This window comes from Streptomyces capillispiralis (assembly GCF_007829875.1).
In the GTDB taxonomy this organism is placed as follows: Bacteria; Actinomycetota; Actinomycetes; order Streptomycetales; family Streptomycetaceae; genus Streptomyces; species Streptomyces capillispiralis.
In genome coordinates this window covers 352,393-376,963 of sequence record NZ_VIWV01000001.1, presented here as the reverse complement: position 1 = coordinate 376,963, position 24,571 = coordinate 352,393, and the positions used below count along the sequence as shown (strand labels likewise).

16 protein-coding genes are annotated in these 24,571 nt (G+C 73.1%); 8 read left to right on the top strand and 8 right to left on the bottom strand.

Annotation, left to right across the window (positions count from 1 at the left end):
• Nucleotides 1-11: 11 nt before the first annotated feature.
• On the bottom strand, nucleotides 12-2,585 hold the full coding sequence (locus FHX78_RS01040; protein ID WP_145865562.1) for a discoidin domain-containing protein: 2,574 nt from the start codon (nucleotides 2,583-2,585) through the stop codon (nucleotides 12-14).
• A gap of 456 nt (nucleotides 2,586-3,041) precedes the next feature.
• Between FHX78_RS01040 and FHX78_RS01035 the strand changes: the two genes are divergently transcribed.
• From FHX78_RS01035 to FHX78_RS01015, 5 genes are all read left to right on the top strand, one after another.
• Nucleotides 3,042-5,321, top strand: a complete 2,280-nt coding sequence (locus FHX78_RS01035) for a catalase (RefSeq protein ID WP_145865561.1) — start codon at nucleotides 3,042-3,044, stop codon at nucleotides 5,319-5,321.
• Between the two features lie 354 nt (nucleotides 5,322-5,675).
• The gene (locus FHX78_RS01030; RefSeq protein ID WP_145865560.1) at nucleotides 5,676-6,860 is read left to right on the top strand and encodes a spore photoproduct lyase family protein; all 1,185 of its coding nucleotides are present in this window, start codon (nucleotides 5,676-5,678) and stop codon (nucleotides 6,858-6,860) included.
• A 78-nt stretch (nucleotides 6,861-6,938) separates the two neighbouring features.
• A complete protein-coding gene (locus FHX78_RS01025; RefSeq protein ID WP_145865559.1) occupies nucleotides 6,939-7,793 on the top strand; it encodes an ABC transporter ATP-binding protein in 855 nt (284 codons plus the stop codon).
• Entirely contained in the window at nucleotides 7,790-8,764 is a 975-nt protein-coding gene (locus FHX78_RS01020; protein ID WP_145865558.1) for an ABC transporter substrate-binding protein, read from the top strand. Before FHX78_RS01025 ends, FHX78_RS01020 begins: the two co-directional genes overlap by 4 nt.
• Nucleotides 8,765-8,768: 4 nt before the next feature.
• Nucleotides 8,769-10,835: an iron ABC transporter permease gene (locus tag FHX78_RS01015; RefSeq protein ID WP_145865557.1), complete on the top strand. Its 2,067-nt coding sequence runs from the start codon at nucleotides 8,769-8,771 to the stop codon at nucleotides 10,833-10,835.
• A gap of 221 nt (nucleotides 10,836-11,056) precedes the next feature.
• Here the strand turns inward: FHX78_RS01015 and FHX78_RS01010 are convergent, their stop codons facing one another.
• Nucleotides 11,057-11,509: a phospholipase gene (locus tag FHX78_RS01010; protein WP_145865556.1), complete on the bottom strand. Its 453-nt coding sequence runs from the start codon at nucleotides 11,507-11,509 to the stop codon at nucleotides 11,057-11,059.
• Between the two features lie 329 nt (nucleotides 11,510-11,838).
• On the opposite strand from FHX78_RS01010, the gene FHX78_RS01005 reads away from it, so the two are divergent.
• The 3 genes from FHX78_RS01005 to FHX78_RS00995 all read left to right on the top strand — a co-directional run bounded on the left by FHX78_RS01005 (nucleotide 11,839) and on the right by FHX78_RS00995 (nucleotide 15,806).
• Nucleotides 11,839-13,230 carry a hypothetical protein gene (locus FHX78_RS01005; protein WP_145865555.1) on the top strand — a complete coding sequence of 464 codons (1,392 nt, stop codon included), beginning with the start codon at nucleotides 11,839-11,841 and terminating at the stop codon, nucleotides 13,228-13,230.
• A gap of 69 nt (nucleotides 13,231-13,299) precedes the next feature.
• Entirely contained in the window at nucleotides 13,300-14,520 is a 1,221-nt protein-coding gene (locus tag FHX78_RS01000) for an AAA family ATPase (RefSeq protein ID WP_145865554.1), read from the top strand.
• On the top strand, nucleotides 14,517-15,806 hold the full coding sequence (locus FHX78_RS00995) for a vWA domain-containing protein (RefSeq protein ID WP_145865553.1): 1,290 nt from the start codon (nucleotides 14,517-14,519) through the stop codon (nucleotides 15,804-15,806). Before FHX78_RS01000 ends, FHX78_RS00995 begins: the two co-directional genes overlap by 4 nt.
• A 41-nt stretch (nucleotides 15,807-15,847) precedes the next feature.
• On the opposite strand, the gene FHX78_RS00990 is transcribed toward FHX78_RS00995, so the two are convergent.
• From FHX78_RS00990 to FHX78_RS00965, 6 genes are all read right to left on the bottom strand, one after another.
• The gene (locus tag FHX78_RS00990; RefSeq protein WP_145871550.1) at nucleotides 15,848-16,441 is read right to left on the bottom strand and encodes a sugar O-acetyltransferase; all 594 of its coding nucleotides are present in this window, start codon (nucleotides 16,439-16,441) and stop codon (nucleotides 15,848-15,850) included.
• A gap of 128 nt (nucleotides 16,442-16,569) precedes the next feature.
• Nucleotides 16,570-18,609 (bottom strand): RICIN domain-containing protein, encoded by a 2,040-nt coding sequence (locus FHX78_RS00985; RefSeq protein ID WP_145865552.1) that lies wholly within the window; start codon nucleotides 18,607-18,609, stop codon nucleotides 16,570-16,572.
• Nucleotides 18,610-18,733: 124 nt separating this feature from the next.
• Nucleotides 18,734-20,776 (bottom strand): beta-galactosidase, encoded by a 2,043-nt coding sequence (locus FHX78_RS00980; protein ID WP_145865551.1) that lies wholly within the window; start codon nucleotides 20,774-20,776, stop codon nucleotides 18,734-18,736.
• A 73-nt stretch (nucleotides 20,777-20,849) separates the two neighbouring features.
• On the bottom strand, nucleotides 20,850-22,193 hold the full coding sequence (locus FHX78_RS00975) for an ABC transporter substrate-binding protein (RefSeq protein WP_145865550.1): 1,344 nt from the start codon (nucleotides 22,191-22,193) through the stop codon (nucleotides 20,850-20,852).
• A 163-nt stretch (nucleotides 22,194-22,356) separates the two neighbouring features.
• Complete coding sequence (locus tag FHX78_RS00970) at nucleotides 22,357-23,298, bottom strand: carbohydrate ABC transporter permease (protein WP_145865549.1); 942 nt, start codon at nucleotides 23,296-23,298, stop codon at nucleotides 22,357-22,359.
• A 7-nt stretch (nucleotides 23,299-23,305) separates the two neighbouring features.
• A complete protein-coding gene (locus tag FHX78_RS00965; RefSeq protein ID WP_145865548.1) occupies nucleotides 23,306-24,235 on the bottom strand; it encodes a carbohydrate ABC transporter permease in 930 nt (309 codons plus the stop codon).
• Nucleotides 24,236-24,571 lie beyond the last annotated feature (336 nt).

Here is a 24,571-nt window from a genome sequence, read left to right as displayed (position 1 = left end):
CGCTGTCACGCTCAGGGGAACCGGGTCACCTTGGACGGGATCGTGTCCGTCCCCGACGTCGGGGAGCCCGTGTCGTTGATGACGTGGCGGTACTGCCCCTTGCCGCCGAGCGAGATCACTTGCAGGTGCCGCATCCTGATGCCGGGCTTCACCGGCACCTGGAACCCGTGGTGCTGCACGATGGTGTCGTCGGACGTGTAGTTGCAGTAACTGCCGAGCGCCCACGCCTCGTGTTCGTTCACCGAGTCGGCGACCTTGTAGGCCGCGTAACCGACGATGCCGTCATGGGTGATGGCGGCCTCATTGGGAGCGTCGTAGGCCTTCTCGTTCTGGAAGAAGATGGTGCGGCCGCGTTCTCCGCTCCACACCACGTCGTACTTGTTGAAGTGCTCGACGAACAGGCCCGTGGTGAGGACGTCGTCGCCGTTGACGCGCAGGCCGTAGTCGGCGCGGTTGGTCTCCCAGCCCACGCCCTCGCCGTGGTCGGCGCGCCAGATCCAGGTGTGGTCGATGATCACGTCGTCGCTGTTGACCACGACGGAGTCGGTGGCCCGGCCGGGGCCCGCCCCGCCGACGCGGATGAACACGTCCTGCACCGTGGTGGGGTTGGCGGAGTGGTCGGCGGACGCGCCGGCCGGGCCGACCCGCAGCAGGGTGTCCGAGTTCTGCGGCCCCGCGTCGATCAGGAACCCGGCGAGCCGGACACCGTCGACGTCCGCCACGTGCAGGGCGTCGACGCCGCCGTCCGGGACGATGGTCGCCAGGCCGAGGCCCAGCACCACCGTGTCGGCCCGGTCGACCTCGATGGTCCGGTCGATGTGGTACACGCCGGGCGTGAACAGCAGGTGGAGGCCCTGGTCGAGCGCGGCGTTGATGGTCGTGGCGGTGGCGCCGGGCTTGACCACGTAGAACCGGTCGAGCGGCAGCGAGGTGCCGCCGGTGTTGGCGGGCCAGGACACGCCGCGGGAGTTGGTGCGCTTGGCGGGCACGAACACCTTGTAGTCGTCGCCGTCCAGGTAGAGGAACGGCTTCTCGCGGGAGATCGGCGTGGTGTCGAACGTGGTGTACGGGCCGGTCTCGAAGTTGGACGCCGGAGCGCCCTGGACGCCGGTGAACGTCATGTTCCACACGCCGTTGGTCCAGCCGCCCACCGAACTGTCGCGGGTGTACCACTGCTGCTGGGAGTACGGGCCGACGGTGCCGTCGATCTTCGAGTCGGCGATGTAGCCGCCGGAGGCCCAGCCGTAGCCGCTCGGGGCGAGGTTGAGGCCGCCCTTGACGTGGATCCGGCGGAACGGGGCGGCCTGCGCGACCGCCCACCGGTCGGTGCCGCTGACGGGGTTGAGGGCGAGGTTCTCCGCCGAACGCCAGAAGTTCTGCGTGGCGTTGCCGTTGAACCAGCCGGCGTCCACGGTGATGTCGCCGTTGATCTGGACGTCGTCGGGGTTGAGGCCGAGCCCGGAGACGGAGGTGTAGAAGCCGAGTTGGGCGTTGATGTTGTCGTACGTGCCCGGCTTCAGCAGGAACTGGTAGCGACCGCTGCCGAACTGGGCCGTCTCCTGCTGGGCGAAGACCTGGTCGAACTTCTGCTGCAGACCCGGCGTCGACGGGTCCACGACGATGACGTTCGGACCCAGGTCGCCGCCGCCCTCGATCGGACCGGTGCCGCCCGAGGCGGTGTGCACGGCCACCTCCCACAGGGAGTAGCCGTAGCCGGTGGCGCGGGCCGTGCCGAGGACGCGCACGTACCGGCCCGAGCCGCTCACCTCGTAGGAGGCCCGGCCGCCGGTGGCGCCGGTGACGGAGCGGAGCGCGGTCCAGGTCCGGCCGTCGGCGGAGGCCTCGATCCGGAAGTCCTTGGCGTAGGCGGCCTCCCAGTTCAGGTCCACCTCGCACAGGTCCTGCACCGTGCCCAGGTCGACCTGCACCCACTGCGGGTCCGAGGCCTGGCTCGACCAGCGGGTGCCGGTGTCACCGTCGAAGGCGGCGGAGGCGGGGGTACCCGCGTTCTCCGTGGAGGAGGCGGAAGCGGGCTTGCCGCGGGCCGCGTCGGCCGTGCCGCAGGAGGCGGGCGGGGTGCCGCCGCCGGTGCCGAAGACCTGGAACTCCCACAGGGAGTAGCCCCACGCGGTGGCCCGGTCCAGGCCCTGCATCCGGACGTGGCGTGCCTGGCCCGACACGTCCACCGTGTCGACGCCGCCGTCGCTGCCGGTCACGGTCCTGGCGTCGGTCCAGGTGCCGCCGTCCTGCGAGAACTGGATCTTGTAGTCCTTGCCGTGGGCCGCCTCCCAGGTGAGGACGACCCGGGAGACCGACGCCGTGGTGCCGAGGTCGACCTGCAGCCACTGGTCGTCGCTCGCGGCCGACGACCACCGGGTGCCCGTGTCGCCGTCCACGGCGCCGCTCGCCGGCGTTCCGGCGTTCTCGGTCGAGGAGGCGGTGGCCGGTCTGCCCTGGGACAAGGGGGTCTCGGCCGCCGTGGCGGGGGTCTGGGCGGCGGGCAGGGTGACGAGCGCCGCCGTGGCGGCGAAGGCCGCGACCAGGGCTCTGCGTCTGAGGCGGCTCAACTGCTTCACGTGTCTCATGCGTCCGCTTTCTGCTGGGACGGTGGGGAGGGGGAACGGACTGCGACGAGCGGCACCGGGCCGCTGGTGCGTCGGCGCGGCTCTTCGTGCCCGGGGCATGCCGAAGGACGAACACGGCTGCCGCACCGCTTAGTTCAGGGTTTGATTTAAGTGGTGAGACATCACCCGGGCAAGCCCCTGGACGCGAATTGGTCAACGAGCGGCACCGGGGGAGTGCGCCCGGGATCCTCCGTCGCCCGTCCGCCGGGCCGCATTGCCATGCCTTGATCCGTGCGGCAGGGGTACGCGTTCACCCCATCGGGGCGTGCGTCGCTGCGGAGGTGGACGCGCCGTGAGACGTTGGCACGAACCGATGCCCTATTTATGTGCTTTTTGTCGGGATGTTCGCCAGTCGGCGCCCGACCCTACGCAGGCCACCCCGTCCGTGGCCGCGACGAAGCGGAGGAGTGTCACCCCATGAGCGAGGCCAACCCCGTCAAGCGGGCAGCGAAGAAGATCAGCGAGAGCCTGCGGGACGACGGTTCGTCGCCGGCGGACGGCATTCCCGGGCGGCCGGCCTCGGAGGCGCCGAGCCTGGCCGAGCCCACCGAGCCCCGTGAGCCGCTGCCGCCGAAGCCGGACCAGAGCGGCCCGGACACCGTGTCGCCCACCGGCCAGCCCACCGGTGCCGACCAGGCCAGGATGGCGCAGTCCGGGAAGTACCTGACGAACGCGCAGGGCACGCGGCTCCACGACACCGACCACTCGCTCAAGGCGGGCCCCCGCGGTCCCGTCCTGCTCCAGGACCACCACCTGCGCGAGAAGGTCATGCACTTCGACCACGAGCGCATCCCCGAGCGGGTGGTCCACGCCCGCGGCGCGGCGGCCCACGGGGTGTTCAGGAGCTACGGCACCGCCGCCGCGGTGACCAAGGCGGCCTTCCTGAGCGAGGACGTGGAGACACCGGTGTTCGTGCGCTTCTCCACGGTGGTGGGCTCACGCGGCTCCGCCGACACCGTGCGCGACACCCGGGGGTTCGCGACGAAGTTCTACACCAGTGAGGGCGTCTTCGACCTGGTCGGCAACAACATCCCGGTGTTCTTCATCCAGGACGCCATCAAGTTCCCGGACATCATCCACGCCGTGAAGCCGCACCCGGACCGGGAGATCCCGCAGGCGCAGAGCGCCCACGACACGTTCTGGGACTTCGTCAGCCTGCACACCGAGGCCACCCACCACACCCTGTGGCACATCTCCGACCGGGGCATCCCGCGGTCGTACCGGATGATGGAGGGCTTCGGCGTCCACACCTTCCGCCTGGTCGCCGCCGACGGCGGAACGACGCTGGTGAAGTTCCACTGGAAGCCCAAGCTCGGCGTGCACTCCCTGGTGTGGGAGGAGGCGCAGCTGATCAACGGCGTCGACCCGGACTTCCACCGCCGGGACCTCGCCGACGCCATCGAGTCCGGCGCGTACCCGGAGTGGGAACTGGGCATCCAGACCTTCCCCGACACCCCCGACCAGACCTTCGAGGGCATCGACCTGCTGGACCCGACGAACCTCGTCCCCGAGGAACTCGCCCCCGTACAGCCGGTCGGCCTGCTCACCCTCAACCGCAACCCCTCGAACTTCTTCGCGGAGACCGAGCAGGTCGCCTTCCACGTCGGCCACCTCGTCCCCGGCATCGACATCACCGACGACCCGCTGCTCGCCGGACGCCTCTTCTCCTACCTGGACACGCAGATCACCCGCCTCGGCGGCCCCAACTTCCCGCAGCTCCCCGTCAACCGGCCCCAGGCGCCGGTCAACGACATGCTCCGCGACGGCATGCACCAGACCGCCGTGCACCGGGGCGTGGCCCCGTACCGGCCGAACTCCCTCGACGGCGGCTGCCCGTTCACCGCGGGAGCCGACACCGGCGCCTACATCGAGACCCCCGTACGGGTCCCGGAGGCGACGAAGGTGCGCGAGGCACCCGAGTCGTTCGCCGACCACTTCAGCCAGCCCCGGCGCTTCTGGCTGAGCATGAGCCCGGTCGAGCGCGAGCACATCATCGGCGCCTACACCTTCGAACTCGCCAAGTGCTACGAGCAGGCCGTCAAGGAGCGCGCCCTCCAGGTCCTGGCCAACATCGACCCCGAGCTGTGCTCCCAGGTCGCCGAGGGACTGGGCCTGCCCGCGCCCGCGCCGACGGTGCCGCTCGCCGACGTCGAACCGAGCCCGGCCCTCTCCCAGCTCGGGCAGAGCTGGCCCGTGGAGGGCCGCGTCATCGGCATCGTCGCGAGCCCCGACGGCGACCTCGACGGGGTGCACGCGGTACGCGACGCGGTGCTCGAAGCCGGCATGGTGCCGTTCGTGGTCGCACCGACCGGCGGCCCGGTCGGTACGGGCGCGGGCGCGCCGGTGGCGCAGCGCACCTACGCCACCGCCCGCTCCGTCGAGTTCGACGCCGTGCTGCTGGCGGGCGCGCCGGCCGTGGGCGGCGACGCGTACGGCGCGCGCGACGCCAAGGGCGCCCCCTCCGCCGCCGCGCGGACGACCCTCGACCCGCGGCTCTCCCTGCTGCTGTCCGAGGCGTTCCGGCACGGCAAGGCGATCGGCGCGTGGGCGGGCGGCGAGACCGCCCTGGAGGCGGCGGGCGTTCCGGTCGACGCGCCCGGTGTCGTCGTCGCCGACTCGGGTCCCGCCGCCCTCGAACAGCTCCGCGAGCTGCTGTCCTCGCACCGGGTCTGGGAACGCTTCACCACCGGGGCCTGACACCCCGGCCCGCCGCCCGCCACCCGGAAGCGGGCGGCGGGCGACGGGGCCGCTCCGAGCGGGTCCGCTCCGAGCGGTTCGGCCACCGCGCGGGGCGGACGCGACGCGCGCCGCGAAGCCGCGGGACCGGTCGCGGGCGGCGCACCGCGGCGTTCCGCCGCAACGCGGGAGCCGTGCGGTGACGGGCGTCCCGGGGCGGGGGCGCGGGCCCGGGGCCCGTCGGCGCACGGCGGGACCGCAGGTCACCGTGTAGCCGCCGTACAGTGGGGAGGACGGCCGTGCCCCGCCGGCTCCCGATCCCGCCCGGCGGGCCTCCCGTACCGCCCTCCCGTCCGTCCGAGAGCCGACGAGCCCATGCACCCCCACCCCACCCCGCCCGGCGGTTCCCAGGAACCGCTCTTCGGCCTGGACGCGATGCCCCGGACCCCGGTGGCCGAGCCGGCCGCCCCGGCCGGCGGCGCCTTCCGGGACTCCGCGCAGGCGCGGAGGCTGCTCGCGATCCGGGAGATCCACGCCGAACCGGCCGCCGCCGCCTCACCCCGCGGCCGGCAGATCCTCGCCCGCTTCCCCGAGGCCCGGCTGATCGAGGTCGACTCCCACTGGCGCATCCCCGAGCTGCACGGCAACGAGGGCAGCGCCGACCGCTGGATGCGGATCAAACGTGAGACCCTGGTGCTGGGCGTGAAGAAGACGCTCACCACCCGCCCCAACGGCCGCTCCGCCGACTGGATCGCCCCCGGCCCGTCCAACGGCTGCGCGCTGTCCTGCGTGTACTGCTACGTGCCCCGCCGCAAGGGCTTCGCCAACCCGATCACCGTCTTCACCAACATCGACCGCATCGTCGCCCACCTCGGACGTCACATCGCCGCCCAGGGCCCCAAGCAGGAGCCCAACCAGTGCGACCCCGAGGCATGGGTCTACGACATCGGGGAGAACGGCGACTGCTCGGTCGACGCGCTGATCTGCGACAACACCGCCGACCTGGTGCGCGCCTTCCGGGACTGGCCCACCGCGAAGGCGTCCTTCGCGACCAAGTTCGTCAACCCCGACCTGCTGGAGCTCGACCCGCGCGGCCGTACCCGCATCCGTTTCTCGCTGATGCCGGCCGACGACTCCCGCCTGCTGGACCTGCGCACCAGCCCCGTCGACCGGCGGATCGCCGCCGCCCAGGACTTCCTCGACGCCGGGTACGAGGTGCACTTCAACCTCTCGCCCGTCGTCCTGCGCCCCGGCTGGCAGGACGCCTGGGCCGAGCTGCTGCGGCAGCTGGACGACGTACTGCCGCAGCGGGTCAAGCGGCAGGCGCTGGCCGAGGTCATCATGCTCACGCACAACGCGGACCTGCACGAGGTCAACCTCCGCTGGCACCCGCGCGGCGAGGACGTGCTGTGGCAGCCCGCCGCGCAGCAGACCAAGCGCTCCGAGAACGGCGCCCTCAACCTCCGCTACCGCAACGGCGTCAAACGCCAAGCCCTCGCGGAGCTGCGCGAGTTGGTCGCCCACCACGCACCCTGGCTCGGCATCCGCTACGCGTTCTGACGGTCCGCCAGACCTTCTCCGGCGTTGTCGCAGGTCACCGCCCGATAACGTGGAATAAGGGTAGGCTAACCTTGCCACGTGATTCCTGGTGAAGAGACGCCCCTGGGCCCGCGCGGGCACGAACTGTCGGCCACGGACGTGACCGTGGCGTACGACGGCGCGGACGTCGTGCACGACGCGGCGCTGACCCTGCGGCCCGGCGAAGTGACCGCCCTGGTGGGCCCCAACGGCAGCGGCAAGTCGACCCTGCTGCGCACCGTCGCCCGGCTGCAACGCCCCCGGCACGCCACACTCACGATCGACGCCGGCACCGACGCGCTCGCGCTCAGCCCGCGGGACTTCTCCCGCCGCGTCGCCCTGCTGCTGCAGTCCCGCCCCACGCCCAGCGGCCTGAGCGTGCGGGACGTCGTCGAGTTCGGCCGCTACCCGCACCGGGGCCGATGGGGCGGCGGCGACCCCGGCGGCCCGGCCGCCGTGGACCGCGCCCTCGCCCTCACCGGCGTCGCGGAACTCGCCGAGCGCGGGGCCGAACACCTCTCCGGCGGGCAGCTCCAGCGCGTGTGGCTGGCCGGCTGCCTCGCCCAGGAGACCGGCGTCCTCCTCCTCGACGAACCCACCACCTACCTCGACCTGCGCTACCAGGTCGAACTCCTCGACCTCGTGCGGGACCTGGCCGACGAGCACGGCATCGCCGTCGGCGTCGTCCTGCACGACCTCGACCAGGCCGCGGCCGTCGCCGACCGGATCGTCCTGCTCGCCTCCGGCCGCGTCGTCGCCGAGGGCAGGCCCGAGGACGTCCTCACCCCCGAGCGCCTGACCGAGGTCTACGGCATCCGGATCGAGGTCGACACCGACCCCCTCACCGGCCGGCTGCGCACCCGCGCCATCGGCCGCCACCACACCCGAAGCGAAAGGCTCAGCACCACCTCATGAGACGCCTCCTGCTCACCGCGCCCCTGGCCGCCGCCGCCCTCCTGCTGACCGCCTGCGGCACCACCGAACCCGCCGCCGACGACGCCAAGGCGTCCACCGAGGCCATCACCCTCACCGACGCCACCGGCGCGAAGGTGGAACTCGACGGCCCCGCCACCAAGGTCGTCGGCACCGAGTGGAACGTCGTCGAGAGCCTGGTCTCGCTCGGCGTCGACCCGGTCGGTGTGGCCGACGTGAAGGGCTACAAGACCTGGGACACCGCGGTCCCGCTCAAGAACGACCCCAAGGACATCGGCACCCGCGGCGAGCCCAGCATGGACACCATCGCCTCGCTGAAGCCCGACCTCATCGTCACCACCTCCGACCTGCAGCCGGGCGCCGTCAAGCAGCTGCGCGAGGTCGCGCCGGTCCTCCAGGTCACCTCCGCCGACGCCGCCGACCCCATCGGGCGGATGCTGGAGAACGTCGACCTCATCGCCCGGGCCACCGGCACCACCGAGCGCGCGGCGACCCTGAAGAAGGACTTCGAGGCCAAGCTCGCCGAGGGCAGGAAGGCCCTTGCCGACGCCGGCCTGGACGGCGCGGAGATCGCCTTCGCCGACGGCTACGTCACCTCCAACCAGGTCTCCGTGCGCCCCTACACTGCCGGATCGCTCATCGGCGCCGTCAACGAGCGGCTCGGCCTGAAGAACGCCTGGAAGATGAAGGGCGACGAGGCCTACGGCCTGGCCTCGACCGACGTCGAGGGCCTGACCGGCCTGGGGAAGGTCCACTTCGTCTACATCGGCAACGACGACGACCCCAGCAGCGACCCCTTCGGCAAGGAGCTGGCGAAGAACTCCGTCTGGACGTCGCTGCCGTTCGTGAAGTCCGGCGACGTCCACCGGCTCTCCGACGGCGTCTGGATGTTCGGCGGCACCGGCTCGATGGAGGCGTACGCCGACTCCCTCGTCGCGGCGCTGACGAAGTAGCGCGATGGCCGTCACCGCCCCCACCACCCCCGCCCGCCCGGCGACGGTCACGTCCCGGGCGGGTGCGGCCGCGGTGACGACCGCGCTCGTGCTCCTGGTCGCGGCCCTCGCCGTCGTCGACATCACCCAGGGCACCGCCGCGGTCGGCCCGGCCGAGGTCCTCAAGGCACTCACCGGACGGGCCGACCCGGCCGACGCGTCCGTCGTCATCGCCTCCCGGCTGCCCCGGGCGGCCGCCGGACTCCTCGTCGGCGCGGCCCTCGGCATGGCCGGCGTCGCCCTGCAGGCCGTCAGCCGCAACGTGCTGGCCTCCCCGGACACCCTCGCGGTCAACGCGGGCTCCTACCTCGCCCTCGGCCTCGCCGCCGTCACCGGCGTGTCGCTGCCGCTGCTCGCCTCCTCCGGCATCGCCTTCGCCGGCGGCCTCGCCGCGGCGGCCGTCGTGCTCGGCCTGTCGGGGCTCGGCGCGGGCACCGTACGCCTCGTGCTCGCCGGCACCGCCCTCGCCCTCGGCCTCACCGCCGTCACCGAGGGCCTCCTGCTGCTGTTCCCCGAGCAGACCGAGGGCCTCTACCAGTGGAACCAGGGCAGCATCGGCCAGAACGGCTTCGAGGGCGTCGTCCAGATGCTGCCCGTCGCCGTCCTCGGACTCGTGGGGCTCCTGCTCATCGCCCGCCGGGTCGACGCCCTCGCCCTCGGCGACGACGCGGCCCGCGGCCTCGGTGTGCCGGTGCGGGCCACCCGGATCACGGCGGTCGTGCTGGCGACCCTGCTCTCCGCGGCCGCCGTCACCCTCGCCGGCCCGATCGGCTTCGTCGGCCTGTGCGCCCCCGCCCTCGTCCGCCCGCTCGCCCGCCGGTTCCGGGGGTTCGCACGGGTGCGCACGGCAGTGCCGGCCGCCGGTCTGGTCGGCGCGGGGCTGGTGCTCGGGGCGGACGTACTGCTGCGCGCGTGCGTCGACCCGGACACCGCGGTCGCCGTTCCCACCGGTGTGGTCACCAGCCTCGTCGGCGCCGTCTTCCTCGTCGTGATGGCGGCCCGGCTCCGCGACACCGCCCAGGCCGCCGCACCGGACCGGCTGCGCATCCGCAGCCGCGCCGTCTTCCTCACCACCCTCGCCGTCCTCGCCGTCGCCCTGGTCGCCCTCACCGTCGCCGCCGTCCTGCTCGGCGACAGCAAACTGCTGCTCGGCGACGTCGCCCACTGGGTGCAGGGCAGGGCGGGACAGACCGTGTCCTTCGTGCTCGACACCCGCACCCCCCGGGTGTTCGCCGCGCTGCTCGCCGGCGCGGCCCTCGCCCTCGCCGGGACCCTGGTCCAGGCCGTCACCCGCAACCCGCTCGCGGAACCCGCCGTGCTGGGGGTCTCCGGCGGCGGCGCGCTCGGCGCCGTGATCCTCGTGACGACGGTCCCGCTCGCCGGGGCGTGGAGCGTCGCCGGAGCCGCCTTCGCGGGCTCCGCCCTCACCGCGGTCGTCGTGTTCGGCCTCGCCGCGCGCGGCGGCTTCCAGCAGAACCGGCTGGTCCTCGTCGGTGTGGGTGTCGCCTCCGGGACCACGGCACTGATCAGCCTGCTGATCGTGCTCACCGACCCGTTCAACGCGACCAAGGCGCTCACCTGGCTGTCCGGCTCCACGTACGGCCGGACCCTGCCCGACGTGCTGCCCCTCGCCGGCGTGCTCGCCGTCGCCGTCGCGGTGGCCGCCGTACGGCACAGGGAACTCGACCTGGTCTCCCTCGACGAGGACACCCCCCGGCTGCTCGGCCTCGACCTGCCGCGCGGGAGGCTGGGCTTCCTCGTGCTGAGCGTGCTGCTGAGCGCCACCGCCGTGGCCGCCGCGGGCACCATCGGCTTCGTCGGCCTGGTGGCCCCGCACGCGGCGCGCGCCCTCGTCGGACGCCGCCACGCCCGCGTCCTCCCGGTCGCGCTGCTGCTCGGCGCCGTCCTGGTGTGCACGGCGGACCTGCTGGGCCGCACCGTGATCTCACCGGCCCAGCTGGGCGCCGGCCTCATGACGGCCGTGATCGGAACGCCGTACTTCCTCTACGTGCTGATGCGCGGACGCCGTTAGGGAACGCCGGGCGGGTACCGCGGGCCCCGCGAGGGTGAGGAGGGGAACACCTCGTCGCGGAGTTCGCGGTGTCCTCCTCCGCCGCCGGAGGCGTTCCGCGAGTGAGACCGGCGTCCGCCGTTCCTGGGCGCGGGCGGGTCAACCGGGGGAGTGGTGACAAGTGCCGGGAGCCGCCGGTCCGTTCACCGGCCGGCGGCACCGGGCCCGTTCGGGCGGAGGGCTCAGCCGAAGGCCTTGACGGCCTGGTAGTACGTCCACGCGGTGCTGTCGCAGGCGCTCTTCGTCCCGCCGCTGTAGCGGGCGCAGACACGCTTGAGGTCCTCGTAGAAGGCGCTGTCCAGGCGCGCCTTGTTGGCGTCGAAGCGGCCGATCGCCTTGTAGTTGCGGTATCCGAAGTCGTGGCGGGCGCAGGACATCGAGAAGGGGAAGCCGAACGGGTTGTCGGGGGAGGTGGAACAGTAGTCGGTGGCCCAGGTGAACTCGTAGGCGGACCACGCGGACTGGTTGGCCCGGGCCGCGGCCCAGAGGCTGTAGCTCGACGCGCTGGTCTGCGTCCAGCTCGCGAGGACCTGGGCCTTGTCGGCGGGCACGGCGTCGGCGGCCGTGGCGGTGCCGAGGACACTGACGAGCGCCAGGGCCGGGGCGGCGAGCGCGGTGGCGAGCTTGCGGTGCATCCCATACCTCCATGAGAACTGCGGCCCGACCATCGGACCGCAGGTTCATGACAAGACAATGCCCGTGGCCGGTGTCCCCTCACACCCGGGGCCGCCCAATGATCCGTTAACTCTTGGCAGGGCCCGGCGAGGGGGAGGTGAACCGGAGAAGGGCCCGCCGCAACCAGCCCTTCCCCTCGATCGCCGAACCGGAGGTCCCCCCACCGGCAACCGCGGCCCGAGCGGAAAAAAGACACCTGACAGGCCGTGAGGCGGCGGGCTATGCTCGCCGCGATGACCACTCACTCCGTTCACAGATTGGGGGACCCGTCCACGCAAGGTGAGTGCTGATGCGCACACACCCTTCGGACGGGGACACCCGCCTCTCCCTCTGGCAGCGCGTACGTGCCTACGCCGTGCCGCCCTCCATGATCGAGACCGCGACCGCCCGCCGCCACGTCGGCGACTGGGCCGGCGCATGCGCCGCCGCGGGCATCGACACCGACCTCCGGCTCCGCCCCCTCGCCCGCACCCACGGCCGGGACCTCGCGGCACGGGTCCGCGCCGACCTGCGGCACCTGGCACCCGACCTGCTGCGCTGGCACATGCCGAGGATCGCCCCGGACGGACTCCTGCGCCCCGGCCTGACCATCGCCCTGGCCCGCTACGACGTCCCCGACCCCGGCGGACCGCACCCGGTGCACCTGGTCGTCCGGACACCGCCCGCCTGGGCGGACGGCGGCCGGCGCATCGAGCTCACCCTGTGGGACGGCTCCCGGCTCCGCGACGGGGCCCGCGCCCACCCGCACCCGCGCCCCGGACCGCGCTTCCGCCTCGACCTCCACCGCCACCTGTGGGACGCCCGCCGCACGGACGAACTGCGCCACCGCTCCGGCGCCGACCGCACCGGCGGTGACGCCCCGTCAGAGCACGCGGAACTGCTGCCGCCCGGCCACCACTGCGCCGTCGACCGGTGGGCCGACGAGGCGCGCATCGTGCTGCGCGACGCCGGCCGCACCGGCGGTTCCGTCGCCGTACGGGCGGGCGGCGGGCACCGGCTGGTGCTGACCGTCACCGACGACGCCGGCGGACCCGGCTCCCCGGGCGTACGGGCCGGCCCGCCGGACCCCGCCGCCCACGGCCCGGCGCTGCCCGTCCTGCCCGACGCGGCCACCCACGTCCTGCCCGACCTCGAACTGCTCCGCACCGGCGCGATCGAGGCCGGTCGGCTGCATCCGCTGGTCGCCGCCGCCCTCGCACCGGGCCGCACGGCGACCGGCCCGCCCCCGCCACCGGACCGGGCGGGACAGCCGCACCTCGTGGAGTGCCGCGGCACACGGCACCGCATCGGCCTGGTCGACGGCGTCCTGGTCCCCCTGGACCACGACCCGGAGGAGATCCGCCGGGAGGAACTGCTGGCCGCGTTCACCGGCCCGCCCCTGCCCTGCCTCCAGGCCATCGACCGGGCACACCGCCGCCCGGACTGCCTCACCGGTGTACGCGAACGCCTGCTCCACGGCGACACCGCCGGCGCGCTCGCCGTCGTCGAGAACCTGCTGGGAGCCCGCGCGCGCCTGCGCGGCGGACCCCTGAGGGACGCACTCGAGGCAGCCGCGGACCGCCGGATCGCCTACGGCCTGTACCGGACCGGTCTGCGCGGACCCGCACCCGACCGCCTCCGCCCGGCCGTTCCCCGGCCGCGCCGCCTGCGCGACCGCACGCGCCACGCCACCCTCACCTGACACCAGGGGACCGCCGTCCCCGCACCCCTCCCACTCGCGTACCACCGACACACCCACAGGTGATCACCCATGCCCCCGCACACCCCTTCCCCCGCCGCACGGCTCGCCGTCGCCGGTGACCTGCTGGCCCTCCTGCGCGACACCACCACCGAACCCCGCCCCGACACCCAGCTGGAGGCCCTCACCCTCGCAGTCGCCGCCGACCTGCCCGTCCTGCTCTGGGGCGAGCCCGGCATCGGCAAGACGGCCGCCCTCACCCAGCTCGCCACCGCCCTCGACCTGCCCCTGACCACCGTGATCGCCAGCGTCCACGAACCGTCCGACTTCTCCGGACTGCCCGTCGTCGGCGACGACCCCGCCGGACAGGGCATCCCGATGGCCCCGCCGGACTGGGCCGTCCGCCTGGTACGGGCCGGCCGGGGCCTGCTCTTCCTCGACGAACTGTCCACCGCGCCGCCCGCCGTCCAGGCGGCCCTGCTGCGCCTGGTGCTGGAACGGCGGATCGGCGCCCTGCGGCTGCCGCCCGGCGTACGGATCGTCGCCGCCGCCAACCCACGCGCCTCGGCGGCCGACGGGTGGGAACTCAGCCCGCCGCTGGCCAACCGCTTCGTGCACCTTCAGTGGACCCACGACCCCGAGGTCGTCGTCCGCGGCCTCGGCGGCACCTGGCCGCACGCCATCCTGCCCCGGCTCGACCCCGCACGGCTCCATGGCGCCGTGGAGTTCGCCCGCCGCGCCGTGTGCCGTTTCCTCACCGCCCGGCCGCCGCTGGTGCACCGGCTGCCCAGCGGCGAAACCCGGCGGGGCGGCCCCTGGCCCTCCCCGCGCAGCTGGGAGATGACCCTGCACCTGATCGCGTTCGCCACCGCCGCCGGCTCCTCCCGCGACGTCCTGTCCCTGCTGGTCCGCGGCACCGTCGGCGACGGGCCGGGCCTCGAACTCCTGGCGAGCCTGGACCGCATGGACCTCCCCGACCCCGAGGCGCTGCTCGCCGACCCGGCCCGCGCCGAGCTGCCCGAACGCGGCGATCTGCGCCAGGCCGTGCTCGACGCGGTGGTCGCCGCCGTGCGCGCACGCCCCGAGAAGTCCCGCTGGGACGCCGCCTGGGCGCTGCTGGCCCGCGCGGTCGACACCGGCACGCCCGACGTCGTGGTCGTCCCCGCCACCACCCTCGCCACCCTGCGCCGCGCGGACTGGGACGTACCGGCGACGATCGACCGGCTCGCCCCGGCCATGGAGCTCTCCCGGCGGGCCGACCGGGCCGCCGTCGCGGCAGGGACCGGCCGATGACCGCGCACCCGCACCGGACCGCGCACCCGCCCCGGCCCCCGGACCCCGCACTCGACCTCGACAAGCTCCTCGCCGCCCGGCTGCACGCCGCCCGCGTCCGGCCCTACCTCGCCACCGCGCTGTTCGCCCTGCACGTCGTCGCGTCCCGGCACGTTCCCACGATGGCCGTCGACCGGCACTGGCGGTGCTACGTCTCACCGGCCTTCGTGGACCGCATGCCCGTGGAGGAACTGGCCGGCGTCTGGGTGCACGAGGTGTCGCACCTGCTGCGCGACCACCACGGCCGCAGCGACCGCGTCGCCCGCGCCCGCGGACTGCACGGCCCGGCCGAACGGCTGCGGATGAACATCGCGGCCGACTGCGAGATCAACGACGACGTGTACGGCGACGGGCTGCCGGCCCCCGCCGACGTGGTCCTGCCCCACCTGCTGGAACTGCCCGCCGGGCAGCTGATGGAGGACTACCTGCGCCAGTTCCGCCTCGGCCCGTACACCCAGGGCATGGCCTGGCTGGACTGCGGCAGCGGCGCCGACGGACGGGAACGGGAGTGGGACCTGGGCCCGGACGGTGCGCACGGCCTCAGCGAGCAGGAACGCGACGCGGTCCGCTTCCGGGTGGCGCGGGGCATCACCGCCCGGCCGGGCGACGCGCCGAAGGGCTGGCGGCGGTGGGCGGAGGAGGCGTTCCACCCGCCGCAGCCCTGGCGGGAGTTGCTGGGCGCGGCGCTGCGCTCGGCGGTCTCCGGGGCCGGCGCGGGCGACGACTACACCTACGGCCGTCCCGCACGGCGGTCGGCCGGGGTGCCCGGCGTCGTCCTGCCGAGCCTGCGCCGCACGCCGCCCCGCGTGTCGGTCGTCATCGACACCTCCGGCTCGGTCAGCGACCGCGAGCTGGGCAGCGCGCTGCTGGAGGTCGCCGCGATCTCCCGCGCCGTGGGCGGCAGGCGCGACATGGTGACGGTGGTGCCCTGCGACGCGGCCGCCGGTGAGGTCCACCGGCTGTGCCGCGCCGAGGGCATCCCGCTGACCGGCGGCGGCGGCACGGACCTGCGGACCGGCTTCGCCCGGGCACTGGCCGCGCGGCCCCGCCCGGACGTGGTGGTCGTGCTCACCGACGGACAGACGCCCTGGCCGGACGCACGGCCGGCGTGCCGGACGGTGGTGGGGCTGTTCCCCCGGCAGCGCGCGGGTTCGCCGGTGGACGAGGACGATCCCGACTACGTGCCGGACACCCCGCCCGACTGGGCCCGCGTGGTGACCATCGACCCGGGACCGGGCGCGCGGTGAGCCGCGCCGGTCCCCGCTCAGGCCCCAGCTCAGGCCCCCGCTCAGGCTCGCGCGGTGCCCGGCGGCCGGTACGTCCACTCCCGGTCCGCGTCGGTGATGTGCCGCAGCACGCGCGCCGGGGTCCCGGCGACGACCGTCATCGGCGGCACGTCGGCGGTCACCACACTGCCCGCGCCGACGACCGAGCCCCGCCCGACGGTCACGCCCGGCAGGATCACCGCGCCGGCCCCGATCCACACGTCGTCCTCGACGCGCACCGGAGCCGAGAACTGGCTGCCGTCCCGGCGCAGTTCCGGATGGACGGGATGCCCGGTGGTGCTGACCGTCACGTGCGGCGCGAACATCACCCGGTCGCCGACGACGACCTCGACGTCGTCGACCAGCGTGAGACCGAAATTGGCGTACACGTCGTCACCGAGGCGCACATGACGGCCGTAGGCGACGTGCAGCGGCGGCTCGATCCACACCCCGCGGCCCACCGAGCCGAGCAGTTCGCCGAGGAGCGCGTCGCGGGCCCCCCGGTCGCGCGGGCCGGTGCCGTTGTACCGCGCGGCGAGTTCCTTGCCGCGCAGCCGCTGCTCCTCCAGCCGTTCGAGGCCGGGCGCCGAGTCGGTGTACAGCTCGTGCTCCGCCATGCGGCGGCGCACCTCGCGCTCGGCGGTGTCGTCGTGTGCCACGGGTGCTCCCAGGGTGTCGTGGCGGCGGCCCGGCCGCACCCGCCGCGGGGGCGGTGCGGCCCGGGCCGCCGTGGAAAGGGGTCCGGTCAGTCCGTCACGTCCGTGACCGTCCAGCGCTGGTTGGCGCCGGAGTTGGGCGGCCAGGTCGTGACCGCGGCGCCCTCGTGGGTGGCCTGGCCGCCGACCTCCAGGAGGCGTCCGGTGTCCGCGTTGACCAGGGTCCAGGTGCCGTCGCCCGTCGTGGACATGATCCACTCGGCGGCGGGGTCCCGCTCTCCGGTGTGCGGTTCGGCCACCGGGACGCCGTCCCGCACGGCCAGCCGCCTGCCGTCCACCGGGCTGGTGAACTCGTAGCGCTGGCGCACCCCGTCGTCGGGACGCACCGCGCTCAGCCGCCACCGCTGGGCGGCGGAGCCGTCACCGGAGCCGATGACGAGGGACGTGCCGTCGCCGGCGACCTCGACCGCCTTGCCGCTCTGCACCCCGGTCAGGGTGTACGAGTGGCCCTTGCGCAGCAGCGGGGCGTCCTGCGCGACACCCGAGACGCCCTCGACGACGAACGACGTCACCGACTGGGCCGGCACCGTGAAGGTGGCCGCGCGGCCGTCGACCCTGATGGCGTCGTGCCGTGCCAGCTTGCCGTCGGCGCTGGTCACGACCGGTGTGACGGTCGCGCCGGCACTCACGCGGCGGAACCGGGACAGGTCGAGGGTGACCTCGCGCGGCGCCGTGGTGCTGTTGACGTGGACCAGGGAGGCGCCCTTGCCGTTCTTCGTCACCGCCGCCGCGCTGGAGGTGTCGTTCACCTTGATCAGCCGGTCGCCGGGCTTGATGAAGTGGGTGAAGTTGCGGGCGGTGTCGAACTTGGTGTTGGTGTGAACGGGGCAGGTCTCGAGGGTGTCCTCGGAGGTGCAGCTGAAGGGGACCTGGATCTCGCCCCAGTTGCCGCCCTTGGCGGACTCGCCGCCCGGCTTCATGTTGTCGTGGTCCTCGACCGGCTGCCAGAACACCCAGGCGCGCGGTTCCAGTTCGCGCAGGTCGTCGACGATGCGCTGGGCGAGGCCGAGACCGGGGCGCATGTCGGTGAAGCTCTGCCCGTCACCCCAGTCGCCCTCGACCTCGCTCATCCACAGCGGCTTGTCCGCGGCCTTGGAGAGGTCGCGCACGGTGGTGCGCTGACCGGTGCCGTACGTGTGGACGTTCATCTGCCCGACGAGGTCGCGGGCCTCGGGGGAGTAGGAGTTCCAGTTCTGCGCGAAGATCGACGGGTTGGTCTCGTCCATCGCCGAGATCTCCGCGCCGGTCCTCGCCTCCTTCAGTGCGGGGGCGAGGGCGTGCAGCACCTTCTCCTGGAGTCCGGGCCCCATGTGGGCGCCCTCCTGGCGTCCGCCGACGGGTTCGCCGTCCGCGCCCAGGCGGGTGCTCCAGTAGGTGGTGTTCGGCTCGTTGAAGGGGTCGACGGTGTCGACCTCGATGCCGTGCGCCTTCTCCAGCCGCTTGGTCGCGCCCGCCACATAGGCGGCGAAGTCGTCGACCGACTCCGGCTTGAGCTGGTCGGCGTTGGCGTCGAACCCGCCGGAGACGTACCCGCTGACCGTCATGAACCACGGCGGGGAGTTGCTGAAGGTCTCCCAGTGGGTGATGTCCTTCTTGATGCGGTCCACCCACCAGCGCTGGGTGGCGTCGGCGTGCTCGTTCCAGTCGGCGGGGTCCTCGGCGTCCCACCAGCCGGTGTCCTCGCGGGTGGTGCCCGCGGGCGCCTTCCACCAGCCCTCGACGGCGCCGCCGGCGCGCAGGTAGTCCTTCACGTCGGGGGCGTTGCCGCCGCCGATGTTGTACCGGGCGATGTTCAGGGCCAGCCCGTCGTCGCCGAAGAGCAGCCGCGCGAGCCTCTCGCGGATCTCGGGCGGGTAGTCGCCGGTGGCGTTGGCGAACCAGACGAGGCTGGTGCCCCAGCCCTCGAACTCCTCCTGCTGGTAGGAGGGGTCGGGCCGGACGGTGACGGAGGGGGTGTCCGCCGCCACCTGTGCGGTGGAGGACGGGGCGGACAGCAGGGCGGCCCCGGTGGCCAGGGCGGTGAGCCCGGCGGCTGTGAGGAGCCGTCTGCTGCGGGTGCGGCGTGCCATCGGTGTGTGCTCCCAACATTGAGGTGTGGTCGCGCTCAAGTGGACCCTCCCGCCGCGTACGCCGTCGGCGGGAGGGGACGGCCCCCGGGGCGGGTGCGTGCCGTCCCGGGGAGCTGTGGGGGTCTCAGACGGCCGGCTGCCGCAGCACGGCGACCGCGCGGGGCCCGAGGGTGAGGGCGCCGTCGGCGCCGGTGGTGCCGACGAGTGCCTCGCCGGGGACGTCCCGCACCACGACGGTCTCGTCCGTACGGTTCACCAGGAACAGGAACCTGCCGCCGGGTCCCCGGCGCACGGCCGGCTCGACCAGCCCGCGGAGGCCGGCGGGCAGTTCGCTCTCCACCCCGGCCGGGCCCAGCAGCCGGGGCAGCAGGGAGGTGAGCCCGTCGACGCCGAGCCGGGTGGAGACGTACGCGGCCGAGCCGGAGCCCGTCGGCCGCCGGGTGACCGCGGGCCGGCCGGCCTGCAGTCCGGTGCGGTAGCGGGACACGACCTCGGTGTCCGCGGCGGTCACGGTGATCCGGTCGGTCCACAGGGTGCCGGTCGTGGCGTCGTCCAGCTCCACGCCGACACCGGGGAGCAGCGGGCCGAACTCCTCGATCCGGATGCCGAGCAGGTCCCGCAGGGCGCCCGGGTAGCCGCCGAGCAGGACGTGGTCGTGCTCGTCGACGACACCGGAGAAGTACGTGGTGACGAGGTGGCCGCCCTGTTCGGCGTACCGGGTGAGCGTCTTGGCCAGGTCGGCGGGGACCACGTGCAGCACCGGAGCGATCACCATGTGGTGGCGGTGCAGGTCGGCACGGGTGGTGACGAGGTCGGCGCGGATCCCGAGGGCGAGGAGGGCCGCGTACCAGTCGAGCGCCTCCTGCCGGTAGTCCAGCAGGGAGGTGGGGTGCGAGTCCTGCTCGCTGGCCCACCACGACTCCCAGTCGTAGAGGATGCCGATCCGCGCGGGCTCCCGCTCGGTCCCGGCGACCGGGGCGAGCGCCTTCAGGGTGGCCCCCAGCTCGGTCACCGCCCGGAACAGGTCGCTGTCCGCGCCGGCGTGCGGCACCATCGCGGAGTGGTACTTCTCGGCGCCCGCCGCCGACTGCCGCCACTGGAAGAAGCAGACCGCGTCCGCCCCGTGCGCGACGTGCAGCAGTGAGTCACGGGCCAGGTCACCGGGCCGCTTGGGCACGTTGACGGGCTGCCAGTTCACGGCGCTGGTGGAGTGCTCCATCAGGAACCAGGGCCGCCCGCCGGAGATGCCGCTGGTGAGGTTGGCGGAGAAGGACAGCTCGTCCCGGTCGTGCGGGCCGGGGTGCACGTAGTGGTCGTTGGAGACGAAGTCGATCTCGGCGGCCCAGTCGGGGTAGTTCATGCCCTTCGTGCCGCCCATCACCATGAAGTTGGTGGTGACGGGGATGTCCGGGGTGATCTCCCGCAGGACCTCGCGCTCGGCGCGCAGATGGTCCTTCAGCGCGTCCGAGGAGAACCGCTTGAAGTCCAGCTGCTGCGTGGGGTTGGGGTGGGAGGCGGCCAGCCGGGGCGGCAGGATCTGCTCCCAGTCGGTGTAGCGCTGCGACCAGAAGGCCGTGCCCCAGGCGCTGTTGAGCGTGTCGAGCGTGGTGTAGCGGGCGCGCAGCCAGTCCCGGAAGGCGCGGGCGGCGTCGTCGGAGTAGTCGTAGACGTTGTGGCAGCCCAGCTCGTTGTTGACGTGCCAGGCGACCAGCGCCGGGTGTCCGGCGTAGCGGGTCGCCAGCTCCCGCACCAGGCGCAGCGCGTACCGGCGGAAGACCGGCGAGGTGGGCCGCCAGTGCTGGCGCGCCCCGGGCCACAGCGTCCCGCCGGTGGCGGTGACGGGGAGGATCTCCGGGTGGGCGGTGGTGAGCCAGGGCGGCGGGGAGGCGGTGGCGGTGGCCAGGTCGACCCCGATGCCGCCCTCGTGCAGCAGGTCCAGGACCTCGTCGAGCCAGCCGAAGTCCCAGGTGTCCTCGGCCGGCTGGATGCGGGCCCAGGAGAAGATCCCCACGGACACGAGGTTCACGCCGGCCTCGCGCATCAGCCGGACGTCCTCCTCCCACACGGTGCGGGGCCACTGCTCGGGGTTGTAGTCGGCGCCGTAGACGAGACGGGGGGCGGGGTCACCGTCCGCCCCGCCGGCGCGGGACAGGAGGGTGGAGATCATGGCGGTCCTTCCGGGGTGGGGGCCGTCGGGCGGCGCGGGGGTGCGCGCCGCCCGGCGTGCTGTTGCTCGACGGCTACTTCTCGACGGTGAAGCCCTGCTCCTCGCCGTACTTGACGGAGGCGTCCTGCCAGCTCTTCAGTCCGTCGGCGAGCTTGGTGCCCGAGACGTAGGCCTTGCCGACGGTGTCGTTGAAGATCGAGTTGGCGTACACCTGGTACGGCAGGTACGACCAGTCGTCGGCGACGTTCGCGGCCGACTCGGCGAAGATCCTGTTGGCCTGCTGGCCGCCGAAGTAGGGGAACTCGGTGTTCTGGAACGCCGGGGAGTTCAGCTGCGCGGTGGTGGCCGGGAAGGCGCCGCCCTTCACCCGCGTGTCCACACCCTTGCCGGCATTGGCGTACTCGACGAAGGCGTAGGCGAGGGCCTCGTTGCCGCCGAGCTCGGGCAGGGTGAGGGCGCTGCCGCCGTTCTCGGCGCTCGCCCGGCCGCCCGCCTGCCACTGCGGCAGCGGGGCGACGCGCCAGTCACCGGCGGCGTCCTTCACTCCGGAGGCGAGGTTGGCGGGCATCCAGGCGCCGATGGCCAGGGTGGCGATGGTGCCGTCGCCGAGGCCCTTGTACCAGTCGTCGGACCAGCTGGTGACGGGCGCGACCAGTTTCTCGTCGAGGAGCTTCTGCCAGGTGTCCGTGTAGGTCTTGGCGCCCTCGTCGGAGAAGTCGATCCCCACCGTGGTGCCGTCGACGTCGTACGGGCGTGAACCGGCCTGCCACAGGAGGCTGGTGGCGAAGCCCGCGTCGCCGGCGTCGTTGGTGATGTACGCCTTCGGGTCCGCCTTCTTCAGGTCGCGGGCCGCGTCCACGTACTCGTCCCACGTCGTGGGCACCTTGATCTTGTGCTTGTCGAAGACCGCCTTGTTGTAGAACAGCGCCATCGGGCCGGAGTCCATGGGCAGGCCGTAGATCCCCTCGCCGCCGGCCTTCACGCCGTTCCACGGGCCGGGGGAGTACCGGTCGGCGAGCTTGTCGGCGCCGAAGCCCTCGAGGTCGGTGAGCTGCTTCGTCAGCGCGTACTGGCCCATGGCGTAGTACTCGACCTGGGCGACGTCCGGGACGCCCTTCTTGGCGGACATGGCGTTCTGCAGCGCCTTGTACTGGTCGTTGCCGGTGCCCGCGTTGACGAGGTTCACCTCGACCTTCGGGTGCTCCTTCTCGAAGTCGGCGACCACCTGCTTCAGCGTGGGTTCCCACGCCCAGACGGTGAGGGAGCCGCCCTTGTCGAGCGCGGCGCGGACGTCGGCCTCGGAGACCGTCTTCGGTGCGGATCCCTCGTCGTCGGATCCGCCGCAGGCGGTGGCGCCCAGGGCGAGGGCGCAGACGAGGGCGGTGCCGCGCAGCAGGCGGCGGGGGTGTGTGCGCATGGTCGTGCTTCCACTTCTTCGTGGCCGACACCGGGACCGGTGGGCGGGGGCGGGGACAACCACCGTGCGGGCACCGTCCGTCCGGGCGCGGCGGCGGGGCGGACGGTGCCGCGCGGCGGCGGACAGGGACAGCGGTGGTGGGGACAGGAGGGGGCGGGTGGCGCTATTCCTTGACGCTTCCGGCGGCGAGGCCGGACTGCCAGTACTTCTGGAGCAGCAGGAACGCGGCGATCAGCGGGACGATGGTAATCAGTGAGCCGGTGACGACCAGATGGAAGACGGGCTGGCCACCGGCGGTCTCGGCCTGGGCGTTCCAGCTGTTCAGGCCCAGGGTCAGCGGATACCAGTCCGGATCCTTGATCATGATCAGCGGCAGGAAGTAGTTGTTCCAGGTCGCGACCATGGTGAACAGCGAGACGGTGACGATGCCCGGCGCCAGCAGCGGCAGCGCGACCTGGAAGAAGGTGCGCATCTCGCCGGCGCCGTCGATCCTGGCCGCCTCCATCAGCTCGGTCGGGATGGCCTCACTGGCGAACACCCACATCAGGTACAGGCCGAACGGGGAGATCAGCGAGGGGATGATCACCGCCCAGGGGGTGTTGGTGAGCCCCATGTTGCTGAACATCAGGAAGGTCGGCACCGCCAGCGCGGTCCCCGGCACGGCCACCGCGCCGATGACGACGGCGAAGACCGCCCGGCGGCCGGGGAAGTCGAACTTGGCGAGGGCGTAACCGCCCAGCACCGCCAGCAGGGTGGCGCCGCCGGCGCCCGCCAGCACGTACAGCAGCGTGTTGAGCAGCCAGCGGGTGAAGACGCCGTCGTCGTAGGTGAACGTCTCGGAGATGTTGGCCCAGAGGGCGAAGTCGCCGTCGAACCACAGGCCGAACGAACGGGACAGCCCCTCCTGGGTCTTGGTGGCGCTGACGGCCAGCCACACCAGCGGCACGAGGCTGTAGAGCAGCACCAGGCCGGTGAGCACGGTCAGCAGGACACTGCGGCGGGGCCGGCCGGGGGAGTGCCGGCGCCGGGGTGTGCGCAGCCGTGCGCCGGAGGCGGACCGGGAGGCCGTGGAACCGGTGGCGGCGGGGGTGACGGTACTGGTCATCGCTGCTTCACACTCCCTTGCGCATGCCGCGCAGCTGGACGACATAGGCGATGACCATGGTGATCAGCCCCATGACGATGGCGACCGTCGCGGAGTAGTTGTGCTGCTGGCCGGAGAAGGACAGCGAGTACGTGTAGAAGTTGGGCGTGTAGTCGGTGGTGATGGCGTTGGGCGCCAGCTTCTGCATGACGCTGGGCTCGTTGAACAGCTGGAAGCTGCCGATGATGGAGAAGATCGTCGCGATGACGAGCGCGCCCCGGATCGCGGGCAGTTTGATGGCGGTGATCACGCGGATCTGGCCGGCGCCGTCGATCTCGGCCGCCTCGTAGAGGGAGTGCGGGACGACCCGCAGTGCCGAGTAGAAGATCAGCATGTTGTAGCCGACGAACTCCCAGGTGACGATGTTGCCGATCGAGGCCAGCACCAGGCCGGGGGAGAGCGGGTCGGGCAGCGAGACGCCGAAGGCGTCGTTGATGTCGCCGACGAGGCCGAAGCGGGTGCCGTACATGAAGCTCCACATGAGCGTGGCGACGACGGCGGGCACCGCGTACGGCAGGAAGACCGAGATGCGGAAGAAGTCCTTGCCGTACAGCCGGCCGCTGTCCAGCGCCAGGGCCACCAGCAGGGCGATGCCGAGCATGACCGGCACCTGGACGCACAGGAAGAGCGAGACCCGGCCGAGGGCGGCCCAGAAGCGGTCGTCCCGCAGCGCCTGCTGGTAGTTGTCGAGGCCGACGAAGGTGGTCCCGCCGATGAGCTGGTCGCGGAAGAGGCTCAGGTACAGGGAGTACGCGATCGGCGCCAGGAAGACCAGGGCGAACACGGCCACGAAGGGGCCGATGAACCCCCACCCCGTCCAGGAGCGGCGGTCCCGTCCCGCCGGGGGCGGGGCCGGCCGCGGCTCGGCGGCGTCCACCGGCGGTTGCAGCGTCGTCATGTCGTACCTCGCTCGTCACCATTCCGGAACCGGCGGCTGTCGCGGCCCGGAGCCGGGCGGCATGCCCCAGCACGTGATGTTTACGCAAACATCAGTGACCGCGAGGAGGCGCCGAGCTGTTATGTTTACGTAAACATCCGATGGCGGAATGTTTACACTCCCCCGAGGACGACGGTCAAGGGTTCCCCGGGGAACCGAGGTGCGAGCAACCGACAGGAAGGCGGCGGACGTCGAGTGGACACGGTCGAGGGAGGGTCGGCGCACCTGTCCGGCCCCGCCACCGGGACGGCCGGGACCGCGCGGGACGCGGCCGGCGGCGCTGCGCCTCCCGGGCGC

Bases quoted from the DNA above. Each gene is read 5' to 3' on its own strand.
- FHX78_RS01040 (WP_145865562.1), bottom strand. From the start codon at position 2,585: ATGAGACACGTGAAGCAGTTGAGCCGCCTCAGACGCAGAGCCCTGGTC.
- FHX78_RS01035 (WP_145865561.1), top strand. From the start codon at position 3,042: ATGAGCGAGGCCAACCCCGTCAAGCGGGCAGCGAAGAAGATCAGCGAG.
- FHX78_RS01030 (WP_145865560.1), top strand. From the start codon at position 5,676: ATGCACCCCCACCCCACCCCGCCCGGCGGTTCCCAGGAACCGCTCTTC.
- FHX78_RS01020 (WP_145865558.1), top strand. From the start codon at position 7,790: ATGAGACGCCTCCTGCTCACCGCGCCCCTGGCCGCCGCCGCCCTCCTG.
- FHX78_RS01015 (WP_145865557.1), top strand. From the start codon at position 8,769: ATGGCCGTCACCGCCCCCACCACCCCCGCCCGCCCGGCGACGGTCACG.
- FHX78_RS01010 (WP_145865556.1), bottom strand. From the start codon at position 11,509: ATGCACCGCAAGCTCGCCACCGCGCTCGCCGCCCCGGCCCTGGCGCTC.
- FHX78_RS01005 (WP_145865555.1), top strand. From the start codon at position 11,839: ATGCGCACACACCCTTCGGACGGGGACACCCGCCTCTCCCTCTGGCAG.
- FHX78_RS01000 (WP_145865554.1), top strand. From the start codon at position 13,300: ATGCCCCCGCACACCCCTTCCCCCGCCGCACGGCTCGCCGTCGCCGGT.
- FHX78_RS00995 (WP_145865553.1), top strand. From the start codon at position 14,517: ATGACCGCGCACCCGCACCGGACCGCGCACCCGCCCCGGCCCCCGGAC.
- FHX78_RS00990 (WP_145871550.1), bottom strand. From the start codon at position 16,441: ATGGCGGAGCACGAGCTGTACACCGACTCGGCGCCCGGCCTCGAACGG.
- FHX78_RS00985 (WP_145865552.1), bottom strand. From the start codon at position 18,609: ATGGCACGCCGCACCCGCAGCAGACGGCTCCTCACAGCCGCCGGGCTC.
- FHX78_RS00980 (WP_145865551.1), bottom strand. From the start codon at position 20,776: ATGATCTCCACCCTCCTGTCCCGCGCCGGCGGGGCGGACGGTGACCCC.
- FHX78_RS00975 (WP_145865550.1), bottom strand. From the start codon at position 22,193: ATGCGCACACACCCCCGCCGCCTGCTGCGCGGCACCGCCCTCGTCTGC.
- FHX78_RS00970 (WP_145865549.1), bottom strand. From the start codon at position 23,298: ATGACCAGTACCGTCACCCCCGCCGCCACCGGTTCCACGGCCTCCCGG.
- FHX78_RS00965 (WP_145865548.1), bottom strand. From the start codon at position 24,235: ATGACGACGCTGCAACCGCCGGTGGACGCCGCCGAGCCGCGGCCGGCC.